The following is a 19,727-nucleotide window of genomic DNA, read 5'->3' on the forward strand; positions in this document are numbered from 1 at the left end:
TGGCCTGATTTATTAGCGTATTAATGCAAAAACCAGAAGAGGAGACCGTGACAGGCGAAGGGCCATTGGCCGCGCGCTGGCACCGGCTCCGTACCGCCTATCGGATCTGCAATCTGGCCACCCATCATGTGCTGGGCTTCATCCTGAAGCTGGTACTGCTGCTGTATTTTGCCTTCACCATCCTGTTCCTGACACTGCGCTATCTGGTGCTGCCGAATATCGACCATTACAAGGGCGATATCGAGCGTGCCGCCAGCAGCGCGGTCGGCAACCAGGTGACGATTTCCCGTGTGTATGCTTCATGGAACGGCTTCCGTCCCAACCTGTTCCTGGGCGATGTGGTGCTGTACGACCCGCAGGGGCGCCCGGCGTTGAGCTTGCCGAGCGTGTCGGCCACGCTGTCGTGGTGGACGGCGGTGACGGGCAATCTGCGCTTCCGGTCGCTGGAACTGACGCGGCCCGACCTGTCCATCGTGCGCGAGACCGACGGCCGCCTGTATGTGGCCGGCATGTTCATCGATCCCAACAAGCCGAGCGACGGCAAAGGGCTGGACTGGCTGCTGCTGCAGCGCGACATTGTTATCCGCGACGGCCGCCTGCAGTGGACCGACCGCCTGCGCAATGCGCCGCCGCTGGCGCTGGACAACTTCCAGCTGGTGCTGCGTAACGAGTGGCTGCACCACCAGCTGTCGGTACGCGCCACGCCGCCGGCGGCGCTGGCACAGCCGCTCGACTTGCGGGCCGACTTCACCCATCCGGCATTCGGCGCCCGCATCTCCAACTTCTCCATGTGGAAGGGCGAGGTTTACGCCGACATCCGCAATACCGATTTACAGGGTTGGAAGACCTGGGTCGATTATCCGTTTGACCTGAGCAAGGGCCACGGCTCCTTGCGCGCCTGGGTCGGGGTCGACCAGTCGCGCCTGACCGGGCTGACCGCCGATGTCGGCCTGAGCGACATCACCGCCGTGCTGGGCAAGGACTTGCCGTTGCTGGACTTGCAGCAGATGAGCGGCCGCATCGCCGTGCATGAGGATATCCGGCCGCCGGCGGCGCGCCAGGGCGCCACCACGCCGCGCTTCGGCGCGCTCGGCCACAGCCTGGAACTGCACGATTTGATGCTGACCACACGTGACGGGCTGGTGATGGCGCCGACCTCGCTGTCGGAAAATTATGTGGCCGCGGCCGGCGCCAAGCCGGAGCGCTTCGAAGTACGGGCCCGCCAGCTGGACCTGCAAACCCTGGCCGGCCTGGCCGAGCGCTTGCCGCTGACCGAACGGCAGCACAAGATGGTGGCGGGCTTTGCACCGCGCGGCCTGTTGCAGAATTTCTCCGCCGAATGGCAGGGCGCCTTTCCGGCTTTGCAGACCTACCGCGTCAAAGGTGACGTGGTCGGACTGGGGCTGAAGCCGCAGCCGCCGCGCCTGGCGCAGCCGAAGAGCGGCAAGACGCCGGCAATTACCGGCATGCCGGCGATTCCCGGTTTCGACAACCTCAGCGGCTCGATCGACGCCACCGAGCGCGGCGGCAGTTTCAGCCTGACCTCGCAGCAACTTGTGCTGCAGATGCCGGACTATTTCGCCGAGGCGTCGATGCCGTTCGATCACCTGAACCTGAAGGCGCGCTGGTCGTTTGAGGACGACAACCAGCTGCTGTTCCAGATCGATTCGATGGACTTCGAGCAGGAAGGCATGCGCGGCACCTTGCAGGGCACGCACACCATTTCGCTGGCCGGCAAGGGACCGGGCAAGGCCGACCTGAGCGGCACGCTGACCGGCTTCCAGATCAACCGCATCGGTCGCTATCTGCCGATGCAGACGCCGCACGACCTGACTCACTGGCTGACCGGCGCGCTGGAAGGCGGCGTCGCCAGCGATGTCACGATCCGCCTGCGTGGCGACCTGACGCATTTCCCGTTCAAGGACGACAAGGCGCGCGGCGAATTCCGTGTGGCCGGCAAGCTGACCGACGCCAAGCTGAATTACGAGCCGGGCTACTATCTGCACGACGGCAAGGAACTGGGTAAGGATGGCCAGCCATTGCCGCTGTGGCCGCAAGCCGAACACATCAAAGGCAGCTTCCTGTTCGAAGGCGCGCGCATGGAAATCCGCGGCGACACCGCCACCACCGCTGGCGCTGCGCTGAGCAATGTCAAGGCCGTGATTCCGGACTTGAGCGTGCACGATTCCATGCTGGAGATCGACGGCAACGCCGCCGCGCCGATGCAGGAGTTCCTGCGCTACCTGACCATCAGCCCGGTATTGGACTGGATCTCGCATTTCACCGACGAGACGCAAGCCAGCGGCAACGCCAAGCTGACGCTGAGCCTGCGCATTCCGCTGGCGCACGCGATCGACACCAAGGTCCAGGGGACGGTGCAGCTGGCCAACAACGACATCGTGCTGATGAACGATTTGCCGGTGGTGCAGTCGTCGCAGGGCAAGATTGAATTCAACGAGCGCGGCGTCAACCTGAACCAGATCAGCGGCAATTTCCTCGGCGGCCCGGTATCGATCACCGGCGGCACCCAGAAGGATGGCGCGATCATCGTCCGACTCGGCGGCCTGCTGACCGCAGACGGCTTCCGCCAGGCCTTCCAGATGCCGGCCATGCAGCGCCTGGCCGACCACTTCAACGGCGGCACGCGCTACAGCGGCACGGTGACCGCGCGCGATCACCAGGTCATCGTCGCGGTCGAGTCGTCACTGACCGGCCTGGCGCTGGACCTGCCGGCGCCGGCCAACAAAACCGCCACCGACAGCATGCCGCTGCGCTTCGTGCTGACCAGCGGCCTGACGGCGGACGCGGTCGGCTTTCTGCATGACGATATCCGCATCAACCTCGGCAGCGGCATTGCCGCGCGTTATCAGCGCCAGAAGCAAAGCAAGCAGCACTGGAAGCTGGTGCGCGGCGGCATCGGCGTCAATACGCCAGCGCCGGAGCCGGACAGCGGCCTGGCCTTCAATATCAGCATGAACCAGCTGAGCGTCGACAACTGGCTGGACTTCGGCGACGTGATCGCCGGCCCGGCCGCTGCCGGCTCGGCGGCGGCGCTGGCGGCGCCGTCCGAAGCCAGCGATTTCACCCAATATGTCATGCCCGACGCCATCGCCGCCCGCACCAGCGAACTGGTGATTGGCGGCCGCAAGCTGGAAAACGTGGTGGTCGGCGTCACCCACCGGAAAGGCATGTGGCAGGCCAGCATCGATTCCACCCAGGCCAACGGCTACGTCACCTGGGCCGAACCATCCACTGGCGCCGGCCTCGGCAAGGTGACGGCGCGGCTGTCGTCGCTGGTGATTCCAGAGTCGGCCTCGAGCGACGTGCAGGCGCTGCTGGATGACAAGAGCGCGGCCGCCACCATTCCGGCGCTGGACGTGGTGGTTGAACGCTTTGAACTGTTCAACAAGCCGCTGGGCCGGCTGGAACTGCAAGCCAACAACGCCCAGCTGGCCAATGCGCGCGAATGGCGCGTCAGCAAGCTGTCGCTGATCAATGCCGACGGCGAGCTGAACGGCACCGGCAAGTGGGTCAGCAAGGATGGCGTGCACGACACCAGCCTGAATTTCAATCTCGGCATCATCGATGCCGGCAAGCTGCTGGAGCGCTTTGGCTATCTCGATACGCTGAAGGGCGGCAAGGGCTCGCTGAAAGGCGATATCGCCTGGAAGGGCTTGCCGTACTCGCTGGACCTGCCGAGCCTGTCCGGCCAGATCACGCTGAATGTGGAAAAGGGCCAGTTCCTCAAGCAGGACCCGGGCGCGGCCAAGCTGCTGGGCGTGCTGAGCCTGCAAGCCTTGCCGCGTCTGCTCAAGCTGGACTTCCACGATGTGTTCTCGGAAGGGCTGGCGTTTGACGGCATTACCGCCAATGCCTCCCTGAATCACGGCATCCTCAAGACCGACAACTTGAAAATGCACGGTGTGGCCGCCACTGTATTGATGGACGGCAGCGCCGACATCGCCAATGAGACCACCAATTTGCATGTGGTGGTGATTCCTGAGGTTAATCTGGGGACGGCGCCGCTGGTGTACGCGCTGGCGGTCAATCCGGTGATCGGCCTCGGCAGTTTCCTGGCCCAGCTATTCCTCAGTGCGCCGGTGATGAAGGCGCTGACCTATCATATGGAAGTTGCCGGGCCGTGGAAGGCGCCGGTCGTCACCAAGCTGGACGCCACCAAGCTGGAACCGTCAAAGGGATCGCCATGAACCATACCGTCGCCGCCGTACAAATGATTTCCTCGCCCACCGTGGATGAAAACATCGCCACCGCGCGCCGCCTGGTCACCCAGGCCGCCAACGACGGCGCCGGGCTGGTGCTGCTGCCGGAATACTGGGCCATCATGGGCCTGGCCGACAGCGACAAGGTCAAGGTGGCCGAGCCGCTGGGTACCGGGCCGATCCAGGACTTCATGGCCGGTCTGGCGCGCGAGCTGGGCATCTGGCTGATCGGCGGCACCTTGCCGCTGGCGTCGGACGATGCCGAAAAGGTCATCAACACCACGCTGGTGTACAACCCGCAAGGCGAGCACGTCAGCCGCTACGACAAGATCCACCTGTTCGGCTTTACCAAGGGTACCGAGTCGTACAACGAATCGAAGACCATTGTGCCAGGCACGAATATCGGTGTGTTCGAGGCGCCGTTCGGCAAGGTCGGCATGTCGGTGTGCTATGACTTGCGCTTCCCGGAGCTGTTCCGCGCCATGGGGCCGGTGTCGCTGATCGTGCTGCCGGCCGCCTTCACCTACACCACCGGCATGGCGCACTGGGAAATCCTGCTGCGCGCGCGCGCCATCGAGAACCAGTGCTACGTGCTGGCGGCGGCGCAGGGCGGCATCCATCCGAACGGCCGCCGCACCTGGGGCCACAGCATGCTGATCGACCCATGGGGCACGGTCAAGTCGGTGCTGGCCGAGGGCGAGGGCGTGGTGCAGGGCGTGATCGACCCCGAATACATGCAAGGCGTGCGCGACAGCCTGCCGGCGCTCAAACACCGGACCATGTGATATCCACTACAATGCCGGTAACACCTAACAGAAAGCATCACCATGAAGCCATTTGAACCGAACCTGTCCACCCTGGCCGTAGCGCGCGATATCCTGCTGACGCCGTTCGGGCTGGACGAAGGCAAGCTGCTCAAGACCTTGGGCAGCATGTTCACCCACAAAGTCGACTACGCCGACTTGTATTTCCAATTTACCAAAAACGAAGGCTGGAGCCTGGAAGAGGGCATCGTCAAGACCGGCAGTTTCTCGATCGACCAGGGCGTCGGCGTGCGCGCGGTGTCGGGCGACAAGACCGCGTTTTCGTATTCGGACGAGATTTCCGAAGCGGCGCTGATGGATGCCGCCTCCGCCACCCGCACCATCGCCCGTGCTGGCGCTGGCAAGATCAAGGTGGCTGGCGCGATGAACCAGGTCGGCGGCCGTTCGCTGTATCTGCCGCATGATCCGCTGGTGTCGCTGGACGCCACCGCCAAGGTGCAGCTGCTGGAGCGCATCGAGAAGATGGCGCGCGCCAAGGATCCACGCGTGGTGCAGGTGATGGCCAGTCTGGCCGGCGAATACGATGTGGTGCTGGTAGTGCGCAGCGATGGCGTGCTGGCGGCCGATATCCGTCCGCTGGTGCGCGTGTCGCTGACCGTGATCGTCGAGCAGAACGGCCGTCGGGAAATGGGTTCGTCCGGCGGCGGCGGTCGCTACGACTATGGTTACTTCAGCGATACGCTGCTGGAAGAGTATGCGACCGAGGCCGTCAAATCGGCGCTGGTGAACCTGGACGCGCGTCCGGCGCCGGCCGGTCCGATGACCGTGGTGCTGGGCCCTGGCTGGCCGGGCATCCTGCTGCACGAAGCGATCGGCCACGGCCTCGAAGGCGACTTCAACCGCAAGGGTTCGTCGACTTTCTCCGGCCGTATCGGCGAACGGGTGGCGGCCAAGGGCGTCACCGTGGTCGATGATGGCACGCTGGCGGATCGCCGTGGTTCGCTGAATATCGACGACGAAGGCAATCCGACCCAGTGCACCACGCTGATCGAAGACGGCATCCTGAAGGGCTATATCCAGGACACCATGAACGCGCGCCTGATGAAGATGCCGGTGACCGGCAACGCCCGCCGCGAATCGTTCGCGCACCTGCCGATGCCGCGCATGACCAACACCTACATGCTGGGTGGCGACAAGGATCCGGGCGAAATCCTGGCGTCGGTGAAGAACGGCCTGTATGCGGTCAATTTCGGCGGCGGCCAGGTCGATATCACCAACGGCAAGTTCGTGTTCTCGGCCAGCGAAGCGTACATGATTGAGAACGGCAAGATCACCTATCCGGTCAAAGGCGCGACCCTGATCGGCAATGGTCCGGAAGTGCTGAACCGCGTATCGATGATCGGCAACGACATGAAGCTGGACCCGGGCGTGGGTGTATGCGGCAAGGAAGGCCAGAGCGTGCCGGTGGGCGTCGGCCAGCCAACCCTGCGGATCGACGGCGTGACCGTCGGCGGTACTGCCTAAAACAAAAAAGCCCGGCATGCCGGGCTTTTTAACATCCTTAGTTCCTTAGAACTTGTAGCTGGCCTTCACGTAGAAGGTGCGGCCCAGCGGGTCCGTGAAGCGTGGATCGTAACCGCTCTGGAACGTCGTGCCCTGGTTGGTGTACGGCGGCGCGCTGTCAAACAGGTTCTTGATACCCACCGTCAGGTCGGTATTCTTGAAGCCCGTGTAGCTGCTCGACAGCGAGTAGGTCGAGTACGCCCGCACCTTGTGGTAGTAGGCATCCGCCACATCGTTCTCATCCACGTAGCCGCTCAGGTACTTGTTGGAGAAGCTGGCGCTCCACGGACCTTTCTTCCAGCTGATGGTGGCGTTGTGCTTCCAGCGGAACACCGGCGCATTGTCGCCATACACGCCGACGTTTTCCACGAACTCGCCACCGGTTTCGTTCTGGTACTTGTAGCTGTGTACCCAGGTGCCGTCGAACTGGAAGCCGAAGTCGCCCACCGAGGTGCGCGGCAGTTTCCAGCGCAGGCTGGTGTCGATGCCGGAGGTCTTCACTTCACCCAGGTTGTCCAGCACGGCGTTGACGTACTGCAGCGTCTTGCCGTCGGCCGAGTAGACGAAGTAGTTCTTGTACTTGTCGTAGTTGTCGAAGATGGTCGACTCCGACACGGTGCCGATCGAATCCTTGATCTTGATGTTGAAGTAATCGAACGACACGCTGACCGCGCTGACCGGCTCGAACACCACGCCCAGCGCGAAGGTCTTGGATTTCTCCGGCTTCAGGTTGGGATTGCCGCCGCTGCGGATGTACTGCTGCTGGTTACAGGCGATGTTCGGATTGACGCCATCGCCGGCCACGCCGTTCGGGCACAGTTTCGGATCGTCGTACGCATTGCTGGTGAAGGTCGAGGTGGCCGGGCCATGCAGGTCGTACAGCGTCGGCGCGCGGAAGCCGGTGTTGTACGAGGTGCGGAACAGCACCTGCTTGCTGGCTTCCCAGCGCAGGCCGATCTTCGGATTGAAGCTGCCGCCGACGTCGTTGTAATGGTCGTAACGGGCGGCGCCCGACAGTTCCAGCGTCTTGGTCAGCGGCACGCTGATCTCCGAGTACAGCGCGGCGATGTTGCGCTGGCCGGCCTGGTCTTGCGCGTCGGCGTAGCCGGAACTCGACGCCTGCGACGCCAGCGCAGTGTTGACGTCGTAGGTGGCCTTGTCGTGGCGGAATTCCGAGCCGATCGCGAAACCGACGCCGCCTGCCGGCAGCTGGTAGATCTCGCGGCTGACTTTGGCGTCGACGCCGACGCTGGTCATCTTGGCGGCAAGGTATTCGCCGCGCAGCTGGGCCGCGTCGATGTAGGCGGTGCCGGCGGCCGACTGTTCGCCGAACGGATTCAGGATGCCGCTCAGTACGCCCGCTTTCATCAGCGAGTCATTGGTGTAGCCGCCGATGAAGGCGCTGGCGGCCTTGCTGATGCCGTAGGTCAGGCCAACGTTGTAATCCCAGCCGCCCACCAGGCCTTCCGATGCCACCACCAGGCGGTCAGAGATCGAGGTGTCGTAGCCCATGCGGTTGCCGGCGGCGACCGTGCGCCAGTTGATGGTCAGGTCCTCGCCGGTCAGGCCGGCCACGGCCGGCACGCCGGCGCTGCCGCCTGGATAGTAGGGGCTGGCCGAGGTCATGGTGATGCCCGTCAGCGGCGACGGCGCGATGCTGCTCTGGTTGGTCGAGCGGCTGTGCAGGTATTCAATCGTGGCGACATTGTCTTCGCTCAGCTTGAAGGTGGCCTTGCCCAGGAAGGACTCCTGCTGCGTCTTCGGAATGTCCTGGATGTAGGCGATGGTGTCGGTACGGCAGGTGCCGTTGGCGTTCTTGATCAGCCCTTTGCCGACGCAACCGCTGGCGTAGTAAGGGTTGCCGGTGATGCCGTTGTCCGAATAGAAGTTGCCCGGCTGCGAAGTGCCGCTGCTGTTGTTGATGCCCTTGTCGGGACGCACGCTGGTGCTGGAGAAGTCGCGGTCGGCGGCCTGCAGCGCGGTCTGCTTGTGCAGGTCGATCACGCCGAACACATTCCAGCCGTCCTTGTCGAGGTCGCCGTAGCCGCCTGACAGGTTGAGGCGCGACTCGGCGCCGGCGCCGCTGGCTTGCGGCTGGTAACGCTCGACGCTGACAGTGGCGCCGGTCACCGAACGCTTGGTGATGAAGTTGATTACGCCGCCGATGGCGTCAGTGCCGTAGATGGCCGAGGCGCCGTCGCGCAGCACTTCGACGCGTTCCAGCGCCGACAGTGGAATGATGTTGAGGTCAACCGACGAGCCGTTGAACGGGTGGCTGGCCAGGCGGCGGCCGTTCAGCAGCACCAGTGTCTTGTTGCTGCCCAGGCCGCGCAGGTCGGCGGTGGCGATGCCGCCGGTGCCGGAGCCGACCGACTGGCTGCTGCCGGTGACGCTCTGGTTCATCGACAGCGTGTTCATCACTTCGGCGGCGGTGGTCAGGCCTTGCTTTTCGAAGTCGGAGGCTTTGATGGTGGTGATCGGCAGCGCCGTTTCAGTGGCCAGGCGCTTGATGCTGGAACCGGTCACTTCCACGCGCTGGATCGGTGCCTCATCGGTTTGCGCTTGTGCTGCGTGCATGCCGACCAACAGGCCACCGGCAAACAGCGCACGCAAGGTACGGGACATCGCTCTTTCAATCATCATTGTTTTAACTCCTGCATGGATATGGGAATGGGTGTTTGCTTTTTGAGCAAAGGCCATCAGACCATTGGGACAGGAGGCGAACAATGACGCTTGAACAAGACCGCGCCGTGCAAAACGTTACAGATGTAAAGCCGGCGTTGCACCGGCGGCGCGGCCGAACGGGCGGGAAGGCGCGCGCCGCCGCCGTCCCGCCCGCATTACAACTGCTTACAGTTCCAAGGAAATTTACCTGAGTGTGCGCAGTGTAAATTTATGTCAGAACTTGTAGGTGATGCGTGCATACCACGTCCGGCCGAGCGGATCGGTATAGCGCGGATCGTAGCCCTGCTGGAAGGTGGTGCTCTGGTTGGTGAACGGCGGGTCTTCATCAAACAGGTTGCGCACGCCCACCGTCACATCGACGTGCTTGATGCCGGTGTAATTGCCCGACAGCGACCACACCGAATACGCTTTGACCTGGTTGAAGAACTCTGGATCGACGCCGTTCTGATCGGTATAGCCGGACATATAGCGGTTGGTCAGCGAGGCGCCCCACGGCCCTTTGTTCCAGCTGATGGTGGCGTTGTGGCGCCAGCGGAAGACCGGCGTGGCGTCGGCGTAGCGGCCGACATTCTCGGTGAACACGCCGCCGCGCTCGTTCTGGTAATCGTAGTTGCGCACCCAGGTGCCGTCGACCTGCAAGGAGACGGCGCCGTACGGCCCTTGCGGCATGCGCCACAGCGCGCTGGCGTCGACGCCGCTGGTCTTGACTTCGCCCAGGTTGTTGGTGATCAGCGAGACATCGTCGAGGCGGGTGCCGGCGGCGTTGTAGTGGAACAGGCTCTGGTACTTGGCGTAGTCGTTGAACACGGTCTGCTCGGCCAGCGCGCTGATCTGGTCGCGCAGGCGGATGTTCCAGTAGTCGAGCGACAGCGTCAGCGCGCGCACCGGCTCAAACACCACCCCGGCGCTGTAGGTCTTGGAGCGCTCCGGCTTGACGTCCGGATTACCGCCCTGGCGCTTGTTCTGCTGCTGGTCGCACGACAGGTTGGGATTGGCGCCGGCCACCGGTACGCCGCCCGGGCACAGCACCGGATCATTCCACGGATCGGAGGTGTTGGTCACCGTCTGCGGGCCGTGCAGGTCGAACAGCGTCGGCGCGCGGAAGCCGCGGTTCCACGAAGCCCGCAACAGCAGCGGCGTGACCGGCTGGTAGCGCGCGCTGATTTTCGGCGTGAAGCTGCGGCCGACGTCGCTGTAGTGGTCGAAACGGGCGGCGGCGTTGAGTTCCAGGTTCTTGACGACAGGGGCGTTGAGTTCGGCGAACAGTGCGTAGATGCGGCGGTCGCCCGACTGGTCCTGGGCGTCGGCAAAGCCCGAGCTGGAAGCCTGCGACGCCAGCGCGCGGTTGACGGAATACAGCGCGCGTTCCTTGCGCGCCTCGGCCCCCAGCGCGAAGCCGAGTGCGCCGCCTTGCAGCTGCGTCAGGTCGCGGCTGGCGCGGGCGTCGAGCGCGGTCGAGCGCATGCGCGCGCGCAGGTATTCGCCGATCAGCAGCGAGTCGTTAAGGTAAGCCAGGCCGGCCGCGCTCTGCTCGCCGAAGGGATTGAGCAGCCCGCTGCCGACGCCGTCGATCATACGCTGATCGATCACGTAGCCGCCGGCGAAGGCGCTGGCGGCCTGGCTGATCGAATGGCTCAGGCCGGCGCTATAGTCCCAGCCTTGCAGCGTGCCTTCGGCGCTCAGCACCAGGCGGTCGGCGGTGCTGGTGGAGTAGTCGGCGCGGCGGCCGGTGACCAGCGGCCGCCAGCTGATGTCCAGGTCTTCGCCGGTCAGGCCGGCCACGGCCGGCACGCCGGCGCTGCCACCCGGATAGTAGGGACTGTCGCCGTGCATGATCAGGCCGATGCCGGCCAAGGGCGGCGGCGCCACCCGCGCGGTGTTGGTGCTGCGCGCGTGCAACGCTTCCAGCGCCAGCGTGTGGTCGTCGCTCGGCTTGTACGACAGCCGGCCCAGATACGATTCCTGCTTGGTGTAGGGAATGTCGTCGACTTCGCGCGTGTAGTCGTAGCGGCAGGTCGGTGAGCCGGTGGTGTTGGGGATCGACGAAGGCGGCAGGCAGCCGCTGGCGAAGCCGGGATTGCCGCTGATGCCGTTGTCGGAAAAGAAGTTGGCGGGGAAGGGCGTGCCGCTGGTCTGGCTGACGCCGCGGCTGGGGATCACGCCGGTGGCCGAGAACGGCCGCGCGGTGGCCGGCAGCGCCAGTTGCCGGTGCACGTCCAGCACGCCGAAGACGTTGAAGCGGTCGGTGGCGAGGTCGCCGAAGCCGCCGCTGAGGTTGAGGCGGCGCTCGCTGCCGCCGCCTTCCTCCTGCGGCTGGTAGGCTTCCACCGTCACTTCGCCGCCCTTGACCTGGCGCTTGGTGATGAAGTTGATGACGCCGCCGATGGCGTCGCTGCCGTACACCGCCGAGGCGCCGTCGCGCAGCACTTCGACCCGGTCCAGCGCCGACAGCGGAATTACGTTGAGGTCGACGCTGTCGCCGATGATCGGGTGGGCGGCGATGCGGCGGCCGTTCAGCAGCACCAGCGTGCGCTCGCCGCCGAGGCCGCGCAAATCGGCCTGCGACTGGCCGCCGGTGCCGGAGCCGATCGACTGCGCGCTGGACAGCGAAGTCTGGTTCATCGGAATACTGTTGAGCACCTGCTGGGCGGTGGTCATGCCTTGGCGCGCGAAGTCTTCGGCGCGGATCGAGGTCAGCGGCAGTGCTGTCTCGCTGGCGATGCGGCGGATCAAGCTGCCGGTGATTTCCACCCGTTGTATGGTGGGTTCCGGTTCCGTAGTCTGGGCGGCGGCGTTGGCCGCCAACAACGCCATGGCGAGCTGCGTGTAAAGTCGTTTGGTCATCATGTTTCTCCGGGGAAGTAGCCGCATTGCGGATGCATGCGCAGCCTTTCAGTTTTGCGGTGTTCAATTAGGTGAAACCTGATCTGCATCAGATGTGCGCGATAAAGCGCTTGCCAAACGGCGCAAGTTGTTGTTATAGTCGTTGAACACTTTACGGACCGACATGACCCACTTCTTCTTTACCGGCTGGTTTTACTTTAGCTTTCCAACCCTTCAGGCGGTGGATAGCGGCCGGTGCACGTAGAAGCAAGACGAGTCCCAGCAGAATCCTCAAAAAACCGCCTCCTCCCGAGGCGGTTTTTTTTTACCCATGTTTTTAGATCACTTGGAGAACAGCAATGCCCCGTACCGATGATTTACGCATCCGCGAGATGAAGGAATTGACGCCACCGTCCCACCTGATCCGCGAGTTTGCGTGCACGGAAGCAGCGGAGCAGACTGCCGCCAACGCCCGCGTGGCGCTGCACCGCATCCTGCACGGCCAGGACGACCGCTTGCTGGTGGTGATCGGCCCGTGCTCGATCCACGATCCGAAGGCGGCGATGGAATACGCGCGCCTGCTGGCGCCGCTGCGCCAGCAGCTGGCCGGCGACCTGGAAATCGTCATGCGCGTGTACTTCGAAAAGCCGCGCACCACGGTCGGCTGGAAGGGCCTGATCAACGATCCGTACATGGACAACAGCTTCCGCATCAACGACGGCCTGCGCATGGCGCGCGAGCTGCTGCGCGACATCAATGAACTGGGCCTGCCGGCCGGCACCGAGTTCCTGGATGTGATTTCGCCGCAGTACATCGCCGACCTGATTTCGTGGGGGGCGATCGGCGCCCGCACCACCGAGTCGCAGGTGCACCGCGAGCTGGCGTCTGGCCTGTCGTGCCCGGTCGGCTTCAAGAACGGCACCGATGGCAATGTGCGGATTGCAGTGGATGCGATCAAGGCGGCCTCGCAGCCGCACCATTTCCTGTCGGTGACCAAAGGCGGCCATTCGGCGATTGTGTCGACCAATGGCAATGAGGATTGCCACATCATCCTGCGCGGCGGCAAGGCGCCGAACTACGATGCGGCCAGTGTGGACGAGGCGTGCAAGGCGATTGCCGGACAGGGCCTGGCGCCGCGTCTGATGATCGATGCGTCGCACGCGAATAGCTCTAAAAAGCCGGAGAACCAGGTGCCGGTGTGCGCCGATATCGGCGGTCAGGTGGCGGCGGGCGATACGCGGATTGTCGGCGTGATGGTGGAGTCGCACCTGGTGGCGGGGCGGCAGGATCTGGTGCCGGGCAAGGAGCTGACGTACGGTCAGTCGATTACCGACGGCTGCATCGACTGGGACAGCAGCGTGCAGGTGCTGCAGGGCTTGGCGGCCGCCGTGCGTCAGCGCCGTCTGGCGACGCAAGCCGCCGAAGCGGCCGCCAAGTAAGCTGCCTGGTCCTAGAAGCTATAGGTTCCGCGCAGGTATAACGCGCGGCCGACCGGATCGGTGTAGCGCGGATCGTAGCCCTTCTGGAACAAGGTGCCCTGGTTGGAGAACGGCGGCTCCTTGTCCAGCAGGTTCTTGACGCCGGCGGTCAGGATGAAGCCCTTGAAGCCGGTGTAGCTGCCGCTCAGATTCCATAGCGCATACGACGGCACCTTGTTCAGGTACTGGTCCTCGATGTCCAGGTTCTGGTCGGTATAGCCGGATTTGAAGGACTGCGCCAGCGTCGCGTTCCAGTCAGCCAGACGCCAGTTCAGCGCCAGGTTGTGCTTCCAGCGGAATACCGGATTGTTGGCCGCATACCGGCCGACGTTCTGGATGAACGGACCGTCGCGTTCGTCCTGGTACTCATACTTGTGCACATAAGTGCCGTCCAGCGTCAGCGTGAAATTGCCGGCCTGGGTCGCACCCGAACGCAGCGTGACGCTGACGTCGACACCGTCGGTGTTGACCTTGCCCAGGTTTTCCTTCAAGTCCAGAATCGCATACGGCGAACCATCCGGATTGCGCAGGAAGCGCGCCTGGTATTTCGCGTAGTCGCCATAGATGGCTTCTTCCGGCAGCGCGTTGATCTTGTCCTTCAGGCGGATGTTCCAGTAGTCGATCGCCACCGTGGCTTGCGGCACCGGCTCCAGCACCACGCCGACCGAGAAGGTCTTGGATTTTTCCGGGCTCAGGTTCTGGTTGCCGCCTTGCAGCTTGAACTGTTGCAGGTCGCAGTCGCGCAGCGGGTTGGCGATCGGGTTGGACGACAGCACGCCGCCCGGGCACAGGATCGGGTCGTTGTACGAGTTGTTGGTATCGTTCTTCGACTGCGGCGCGTTCTTCTCGAACAGCGTCGGCGCGCGGAAGCCGGTCGAGGCCGAACCGCGCAGCAGCACTTCCTTGGTCGGCTGGTAACGCAGGCCCAGTTTCGGATTGGTGGTGCTGCCGACGTCGCTGTAGTCATCGTAGCGGGCGGCCAGGTTAACTTCCAGGTCCTGCAGCAGCGGCATGTTGATCTCGCCGAAGATCGCCTTGATGGTGCGGGCGCCGTCGGTCGATTGCGAACCCGACAGGCCGGACGACGACGCCTGGCCGGCGATGTCGCGATTGACGAAGAAGTCGGCTTCTTCGCGGCGCAGCTCGCCGCCGATGGCGACCGCCAGCTTGCCGCCGGCCAGGTCCATCAGGTCGCGGCTGGCCTTGGCGTCGATGCCGGTGTTGCGGCTCTTGCCGTTCTGCACCTGGCCGCGCAGCGCGGTGCTCGCCAGGTAGGTGGCGCCGGTGGCGTCCTGCTTGCCGAACGGATTGAGGATGCCGTTGGCCACGCCGGCGGCGAATTTGGCGTCGTTGACGTAGCCGTTGGTGAAGTATTCCGCCGATCGGCTTTCCGACAGCGTGAAGCCGGCCTTGTAGTCCCAGCTCTTGAACAGACCTTCGGCGCTGAACACCAGGCGGTCGGCCGCGCCCTTGGAGTTGATCTCACGCTGGCCGGCTTCGGTCGGTCGCCAGTTGACCGACAGCGGGTCGCCCGACAGGCCGGCCACCGCCGGCACGCCGCCGGAATTGCCCGGATAGTATTTGCTGGTGATCGGCAGCAGCAGGCCGGTTTGCGGCGGCGGCGCGGTGTGCGACACCACGTCGTTTTCCGAGTGCAGGTATTCGATCGACGCGAGGTGGTCGCCGTTCAGCTTGAAGGTGGCCTTGCCGAAGAATGAGGTCTGCTTCTGTTCCGGCAGGTCGTCGATCTGGCGCGTGTAATCCTGGCGGCAGGTGCCGTTGCTGGAGATCGGCAGCGACAGCGGGGCGTCGCAGCCGGCGGCAAAGTACGGATTGCCGGTGGCGCCCGAGGTCGGGTCGAAGTAGTTGCCGGGGAAAGTGGTGCCGGAGGTCAGGCTCAGGCCGCGGTCGGGAATCACGCCGGTCTTGGAGAAGTCGCGCTGCTGCGAGGTCAGGATGTCCAGCTTGTGATAATCGAACACGCCGAAGACGTTGTAGCCGTCGGTGTCGAGGTTGCCGAAGCCGCTCGACAGGTTGACGCGTTTCTCGTCGGCGCCGTCCTTGCGTGGCAGGATGGCTTCGGCGGTGATGGTGGTGGTCTGCACCGAGCGCTTGGTGATGAAGTTGATCACGCCGCCGATGGCGTCGGTGCCGTAGATGGCCGAGGCGCCGTCGCGCAGCACTTCGACCCGCTCCAGCGCCGACACCGGGATGATGTTGAGGTCGACACTGGCGCCGTCGTACGGGTGATTGGCGATGCGGCGGCCGTTCAGCAGCACCAGCGTCTTGTCGCCGCCGAGGCCGCGCAAGTCGGCGCTGGCCTGGCCGCCGGTCGGCAGGCCGGAGCTGTTGCCGCCCACCACGTTGCTGGAGCCGAAGCTGGAGCTGTTGGACGGAATCCGGTCCAGTACTTCCTGCGCCGTGGTCAGGCCCTGCTTGATGAAGTCGTCGGCCCTGATGACGGTTAGCGGATTGGCGGTTTCGGCCGCCAGCCGCTTGATCGACGAACCGGTGATTTCCACCCGCTGCATCGGCGCGTCGGTTTGTGCGTGCGCCATCGGCGCGATCAGTCCCAGGCCCAGCATGCCGCCCGCATAGATATGGCGCATGGAACGGGACAGTACAGTCTCTTTCGTCATTGCTCTACTCCCAAAGCGTAATCGTCTTATTATCAAATCAACTTCCTGATGGAAAGTTGGTGGCTGGTTATGACCGCCGGTAAGGAAGCCATTGCCTGATAATTAACTGCCTGCGGTGGGGTGTCAAATATGTAAAGATTATCTGTTTGTAAAAAACAACGACGAAAAAAAAGGGCCGTGTGGCCCTTGATGTTTTTTGCAGCGGCTGCTTTACAGCATGTACGGGCCGTGCGAGTAGTGCTTACCCAGCGTTTCGAAGGCGCGGCGGATGATGCGTTTCCACGATGGGGTCGTTGCTGGCTTGGCTGGTTTGGCGGCGTAGGTGGCGGTAGCGGTGGTCATGGAAGCTCTCCTGTGTACTGCAGTGAATGTCGATGGGTGTAGATTACAGGAAGCTCAGATATAAATATAATTCTATGTTCTGATACGTTTCATAGCGAAAGTGGATATCTCTGAGCATATGAGATATGCGCAGTGTGAATAATAAAAAAGGCCGGCGTGCGCCGGCCAAAGGTATTGTTATTGCGTTTGTTTAGAACTTGTAGGAACCATTCAGGTAGAACTGACGACCCAGCGGATCGGCATAACGGCCGTCGTAGCCTGACTGGTTGCCGCCGCCGGCGTTACGAATGGTAAATGGCGGGGCGATGTCGGCCAGGTTCTTGATGCCGCCGGTCAGGGTGAAATTCTTGCCCAGTTGCGCCTTGGTCTGCCAGTCGAAGGTGGTGTACGACGACACCTGGCGCGTGATCGGCACGTAGTTGCCCAGCGAACCGTCGGCCAGCACTTCGCGCACCACCGAGTCATCCTCGTTGTACACCTGGTCGGTGTAGCCGGAGTGGTAGTTGGCGGTCAGTGCATGGGTGAAGCGGCCGGTGTTCAGCGACGCGGTCAGCTTGGAAATCCAGCGGAAGGTCACTTCCGAGTAGGAGTTGAAGCGGCCGATGTTTTTCTCCAGGCCGGTGCCGGGCGTGGTCTGCTCGGCTTTCGTCATGAAGGTGCCGGTCCACTGCAGTGCGGCCTTGCCGAGCGCGGTCTTGACCTTGTAGCTGTGATCCCAGTCGATGCCCTGGTAGTGCGAGCTGGCCAGGTTAAACGGCGTCAGTGCGGCGACCAGCACGTTCTGCTTCTGGATCGGATCGAAGTAGGTGCGCAGCAGGCTGTCGTACACGGCAGGGTTGTTGAACACCAGGTCTTCCGACAGGGTCTGGATCTGGTCGCGCAGCTTCACGTCCCACCAGTCGAAGCCGATCGACAGGTTATTAACCGGTTCGATACGGATGCCGAGCGTGGCCTGTTTCGACTGTTCCGGACGTAGCGCGCCGGCGCCGGTGGCGGCGTTGCCGCCGGACAGCAGGCCGTATTCCGACGAGCCAGGGTTGCACAGCTTGAAGCGCGGGTCGCTGGCCGAAGTGATCGGGCAGGCGTGGAACGCCGAGGAACCACCGTTGACCAGCGGCTTGACGATGTTGGTCATGGTAGGCGCCTTGAAGCCGGTGCCGTACGAACCGCGGATCAGCACCGATTCCACCGGATTCCAGCGCAGCGCCACTTTGTAGGTGGCCTTGCTGGCCGATTCACCTTGCTTGCCCGGCGCAATCAGGTTGCCGTCGGTGTCGAAGTTCTGGTTATTGGTGACGGCGCTGAAGTCATCGTAACGGCCGGACACCGTCAGGTCCATATTCTTCAGCACCGGCAGCAGCAGCTCGCCGTAGGTACCCCAGTTGTTGCGCTTGGCGTCGATCGGCAGGGCGCCGGCGCCGCCGCCGACGATGGCGTCGGTGAAGTCGGGCTGCTGCTTGTTCTGGCCCTGCGAGAACGCATCCGGCGCTTCCGAATATTTCTGCTGGGTGAAGTCGGCGCCAAGCGCCAGCTGGGCGACGCCGGCCGGCATCTTGAACACTTCGGTCGAGGCGCTGGCCTGCAGCATATCGATCTTCGACTTGGTGACGTTGAACTCGTTATGCAGCACGGCCGGGGCCAGCACCGCCTGCGAGCTGCCCGATGGCGCGAACGGGTCGAACTTGCCGGACGCGACCAGCGCGTCGAACATGTTCAGCGACATGTAGCCGCCGGCGGCGGTATCGGTCTGCTTGTTCTCCGAGTGGGTGTAGGCGGCGCGCCAGTCGTAGCCCTTGTAGCTGCCGTCGAAGCCGAAGGCGGCGTGCTTGGCGACGGTCTTGTATTCGTCGGCGCGGCCGCCGGCGTCGACCAGGCGCAGGTTCATGGTCACGCTGTTGACGGTGGCGCCGGCTGGCACGCCCAGCTTGGTCAGGTAGGGCGTGATGTACTTGGCGTACAGCGGGCTGCTCAATGGCAGGCCCAATGGTTGCGCCGGGGCGGCGTATTGCGCGGTGTTGCTGAACGACGAGATCAGGCCTTCGGCGAAGAAGTTGGTGTTGTCGTTGACCTTGATGTTGAGCGAGGCGAAGCCGCTGTCGCGCTTCAGGCCCGGCGTGTTTTCCACGGTGGCGGCGTAGTCGTACAGGCAGCGGTTGCCGACCTTGAACAGGTTCGCGCCGTTACAGGCGCCGGTGGCCAGCAGGTTAGGGCTGAACGCCACGCTGCTGGCGGTGCCGTCGGCCTTGGTGTATTTGACGGTGGCGGTGCCGGGGATCGAGTTCGAGCTCAGCTGGTAAAGGTTGTAAGCCTTGCCGTTGGCGTAGAACGGAATCACGCCGCTTTGCGAGAACGGCTGGTCTTTGGCGTAGGAGGCGGTGCTTTCATCGTGGGAAGCCGACAGCAGGATGTTGAAACCGTCTTTGTCGAGGTCGCCCCAGCCCTTGGAAATCGAGGCGGTCGAGGTGGTGCCGCCGGTGCTGCGCGGCTGGTTGTAGGACGCTTCGATGATGGCGTCGGTCTGGTTTTTCTTCAGGATGAAGTTGACCACGCCGGCAATCGCGTCGGAACCGTACAGGGTGTTGGCGCCGTCGGTCAGGATTTCGACGCGTTCGACGGCCGCCAGCGGGATGCTGGCCAGGTTGACGGTGGAACCGGAGGTGGACGGCGCCAGGCGGCGGCCGTTCAACAGCACCAGCGTGTAGCCTTCGCCGATGGCGTGGATCGAGGCCGTTTGCAGACCGCCGCCACCGCCGTTGACCGACATCGACGAGGTGGTGAAGCCTTGCATCGATGGCAGCGTGGCGATCAGGTCGGCCACGTTGGTGGCGCCGCTCTGTTCGATCTGCAATTTCGACAGGGTTTGCACCGGCAGTGCGCCTTCGGCGCTGATGCGTTTAATGCTCGAACCGGTGATTTCCACGCGCTGGATCGGTGCGTCGTCCGTGCTTTGGGCCAGGGCGGTGTGCATGCCGAGCGCCAGACCACTGGCGCAGATGAGGCGGACCGACCGCGATAATACGGTTTCAACCATCATTGATGTAGCTCCCAATTAAAACGATAAACAACGGGTGTATGTGTGTAATTTTTTTTATCCGAATGAGGACGTGTCCATCCCTTTCGTTAATTCATATGAACATTTGGGACAAATTACTGTCAATGTGGAAACCCTTACGAGCATGAAAGGTCGCCGTCAGTCGAGGCGGGATCAGCGCG

9 protein-coding genes are annotated in these 19,727 nt (G+C 63.4%); 4 read left to right on the forward strand and 5 right to left on the reverse strand.

The genetic code is table 11. The features are described from left to right. The first annotated feature begins 23 nt into the window (after nt 1–23). From HH213_RS17615 to tldD, 3 genes are read left to right on the forward strand one after another with little or no spacing between them, the layout of a single operon-like run. Complete coding sequence (locus HH213_RS17615) at nt 24–4,208, forward strand: YhdP family protein (protein WP_169113070.1); 4,185 nt, start codon at nt 24–26, stop codon at nt 4,206–4,208. Further along, nucleotides 4,205–5,005: a carbon-nitrogen hydrolase family protein gene (locus tag HH213_RS17620; RefSeq protein ID WP_169113071.1), complete on the forward strand. Its 801-nt coding sequence runs from the start codon at nt 4,205–4,207 to the stop codon at nt 5,003–5,005. Before HH213_RS17615 ends, HH213_RS17620 begins: the two co-directional genes overlap by 4 nt. Nucleotides 5,006–5,047: 42 nt before the next feature. Beyond that, the gene (gene tldD / locus HH213_RS17625; protein WP_110847068.1) at nt 5,048–6,508 is read left to right on the forward strand and encodes a metalloprotease TldD; all 1,461 of its coding nucleotides are present in this window, start codon (nt 5,048–5,050) and stop codon (nt 6,506–6,508) included. Nucleotides 6,509–6,553: 45 nt separating this feature from the next. Here tldD and HH213_RS17630 read toward each other — a convergent pair whose 3' ends face one another. Both HH213_RS17630 and HH213_RS17635 read right to left on the reverse strand, forming a co-directional pair. After that, nucleotides 6,554–9,190, reverse strand: coding sequence for a TonB-dependent receptor (locus HH213_RS17630; protein ID WP_229263046.1), 2,637 nt, complete (start codon nt 9,188–9,190; stop codon nt 6,554–6,556). 255 nt (nt 9,191–9,445) lie between these two features. Then, nucleotides 9,446–12,079 carry a TonB-dependent receptor gene (locus tag HH213_RS17635; protein ID WP_169113072.1) on the reverse strand — a complete coding sequence of 878 codons (2,634 nt, stop codon included), beginning with the start codon at nt 12,077–12,079 and terminating at the stop codon, nt 9,446–9,448. A gap of 335 nt (nt 12,080–12,414) precedes the next feature. Between HH213_RS17635 and aroG the strand changes: the two genes are divergently transcribed. Then, the gene (gene aroG, locus HH213_RS17640; RefSeq protein WP_110847065.1) at nt 12,415–13,494 is read left to right on the forward strand and encodes a 3-deoxy-7-phosphoheptulonate synthase AroG; all 1,080 of its coding nucleotides are present in this window, start codon (nt 12,415–12,417) and stop codon (nt 13,492–13,494) included. Nucleotides 13,495–13,505: 11 nt separating this feature from the next. Here aroG and HH213_RS17645 read toward each other — a convergent pair whose 3' ends face one another. From HH213_RS17645 to HH213_RS17650, 3 genes are all read right to left on the reverse strand, one after another. Further along, on the reverse strand, nt 13,506–16,172 hold the full coding sequence (locus HH213_RS17645) for a TonB-dependent receptor (RefSeq protein WP_229263047.1): 2,667 nt from the start codon (nt 16,170–16,172) through the stop codon (nt 13,506–13,508). A 210-nt stretch (nt 16,173–16,382) separates the two neighbouring features. Then, entirely contained in the window at nt 16,383–16,514 is a 132-nt protein-coding gene (locus HH213_RS30465; protein WP_255458126.1) for a hypothetical protein, read from the reverse strand. A gap of 190 nt (nt 16,515–16,704) precedes the next feature. Then, nucleotides 16,705–19,482, reverse strand: a complete 2,778-nt coding sequence (locus HH213_RS17650) for a TonB-dependent receptor domain-containing protein (protein ID WP_229263048.1) — start codon at nt 19,480–19,482, stop codon at nt 16,705–16,707. Nucleotides 19,483–19,727: the final 245 nt, after the last annotated feature.

Origin of the sequence: Duganella dendranthematis, assembly GCF_012849375.1 — a bacterium.
Classification (GTDB): Bacteria; Pseudomonadota; Gammaproteobacteria; order Burkholderiales; family Burkholderiaceae_D; genus Rugamonas; species Rugamonas dendranthematis.

What these genes read in the sequence shown, in the direction of transcription:
- HH213_RS30465 (WP_255458126.1), bottom strand. Translation starts at nt 16,514, where the DNA reads ATGACCACCGCTACCGCCACCTACGCCGCCAAACCAGCCAAGCCAGCA.
- HH213_RS17635 (WP_169113072.1), bottom strand. Translation starts at nt 12,079, where the DNA reads ATGATGACCAAACGACTTTACACGCAGCTCGCCATGGCGTTGTTGGCG.
- aroG (WP_110847065.1), top strand. Translation starts at nt 12,415, where the DNA reads ATGCCCCGTACCGATGATTTACGCATCCGCGAGATGAAGGAATTGACG.
- HH213_RS17645 (WP_229263047.1), bottom strand. Translation starts at nt 16,172, where the DNA reads ATGACGAAAGAGACTGTACTGTCCCGTTCCATGCGCCATATCTATGCG.
- HH213_RS17650 (WP_229263048.1), bottom strand. Translation starts at nt 19,482, where the DNA reads ATGCACACCGCCCTGGCCCAAAGCACGGACGACGCACCGATCCAGCGC.
- tldD (WP_110847068.1), top strand. Translation starts at nt 5,048, where the DNA reads ATGAAGCCATTTGAACCGAACCTGTCCACCCTGGCCGTAGCGCGCGAT.
- HH213_RS17615 (WP_169113070.1), top strand. Translation starts at nt 24, where the DNA reads ATGCAAAAACCAGAAGAGGAGACCGTGACAGGCGAAGGGCCATTGGCC.
- HH213_RS17620 (WP_169113071.1), top strand. Translation starts at nt 4,205, where the DNA reads ATGAACCATACCGTCGCCGCCGTACAAATGATTTCCTCGCCCACCGTG.
- HH213_RS17630 (WP_229263046.1), bottom strand. Translation starts at nt 9,190, where the DNA reads ATGATGATTGAAAGAGCGATGTCCCGTACCTTGCGTGCGCTGTTTGCC.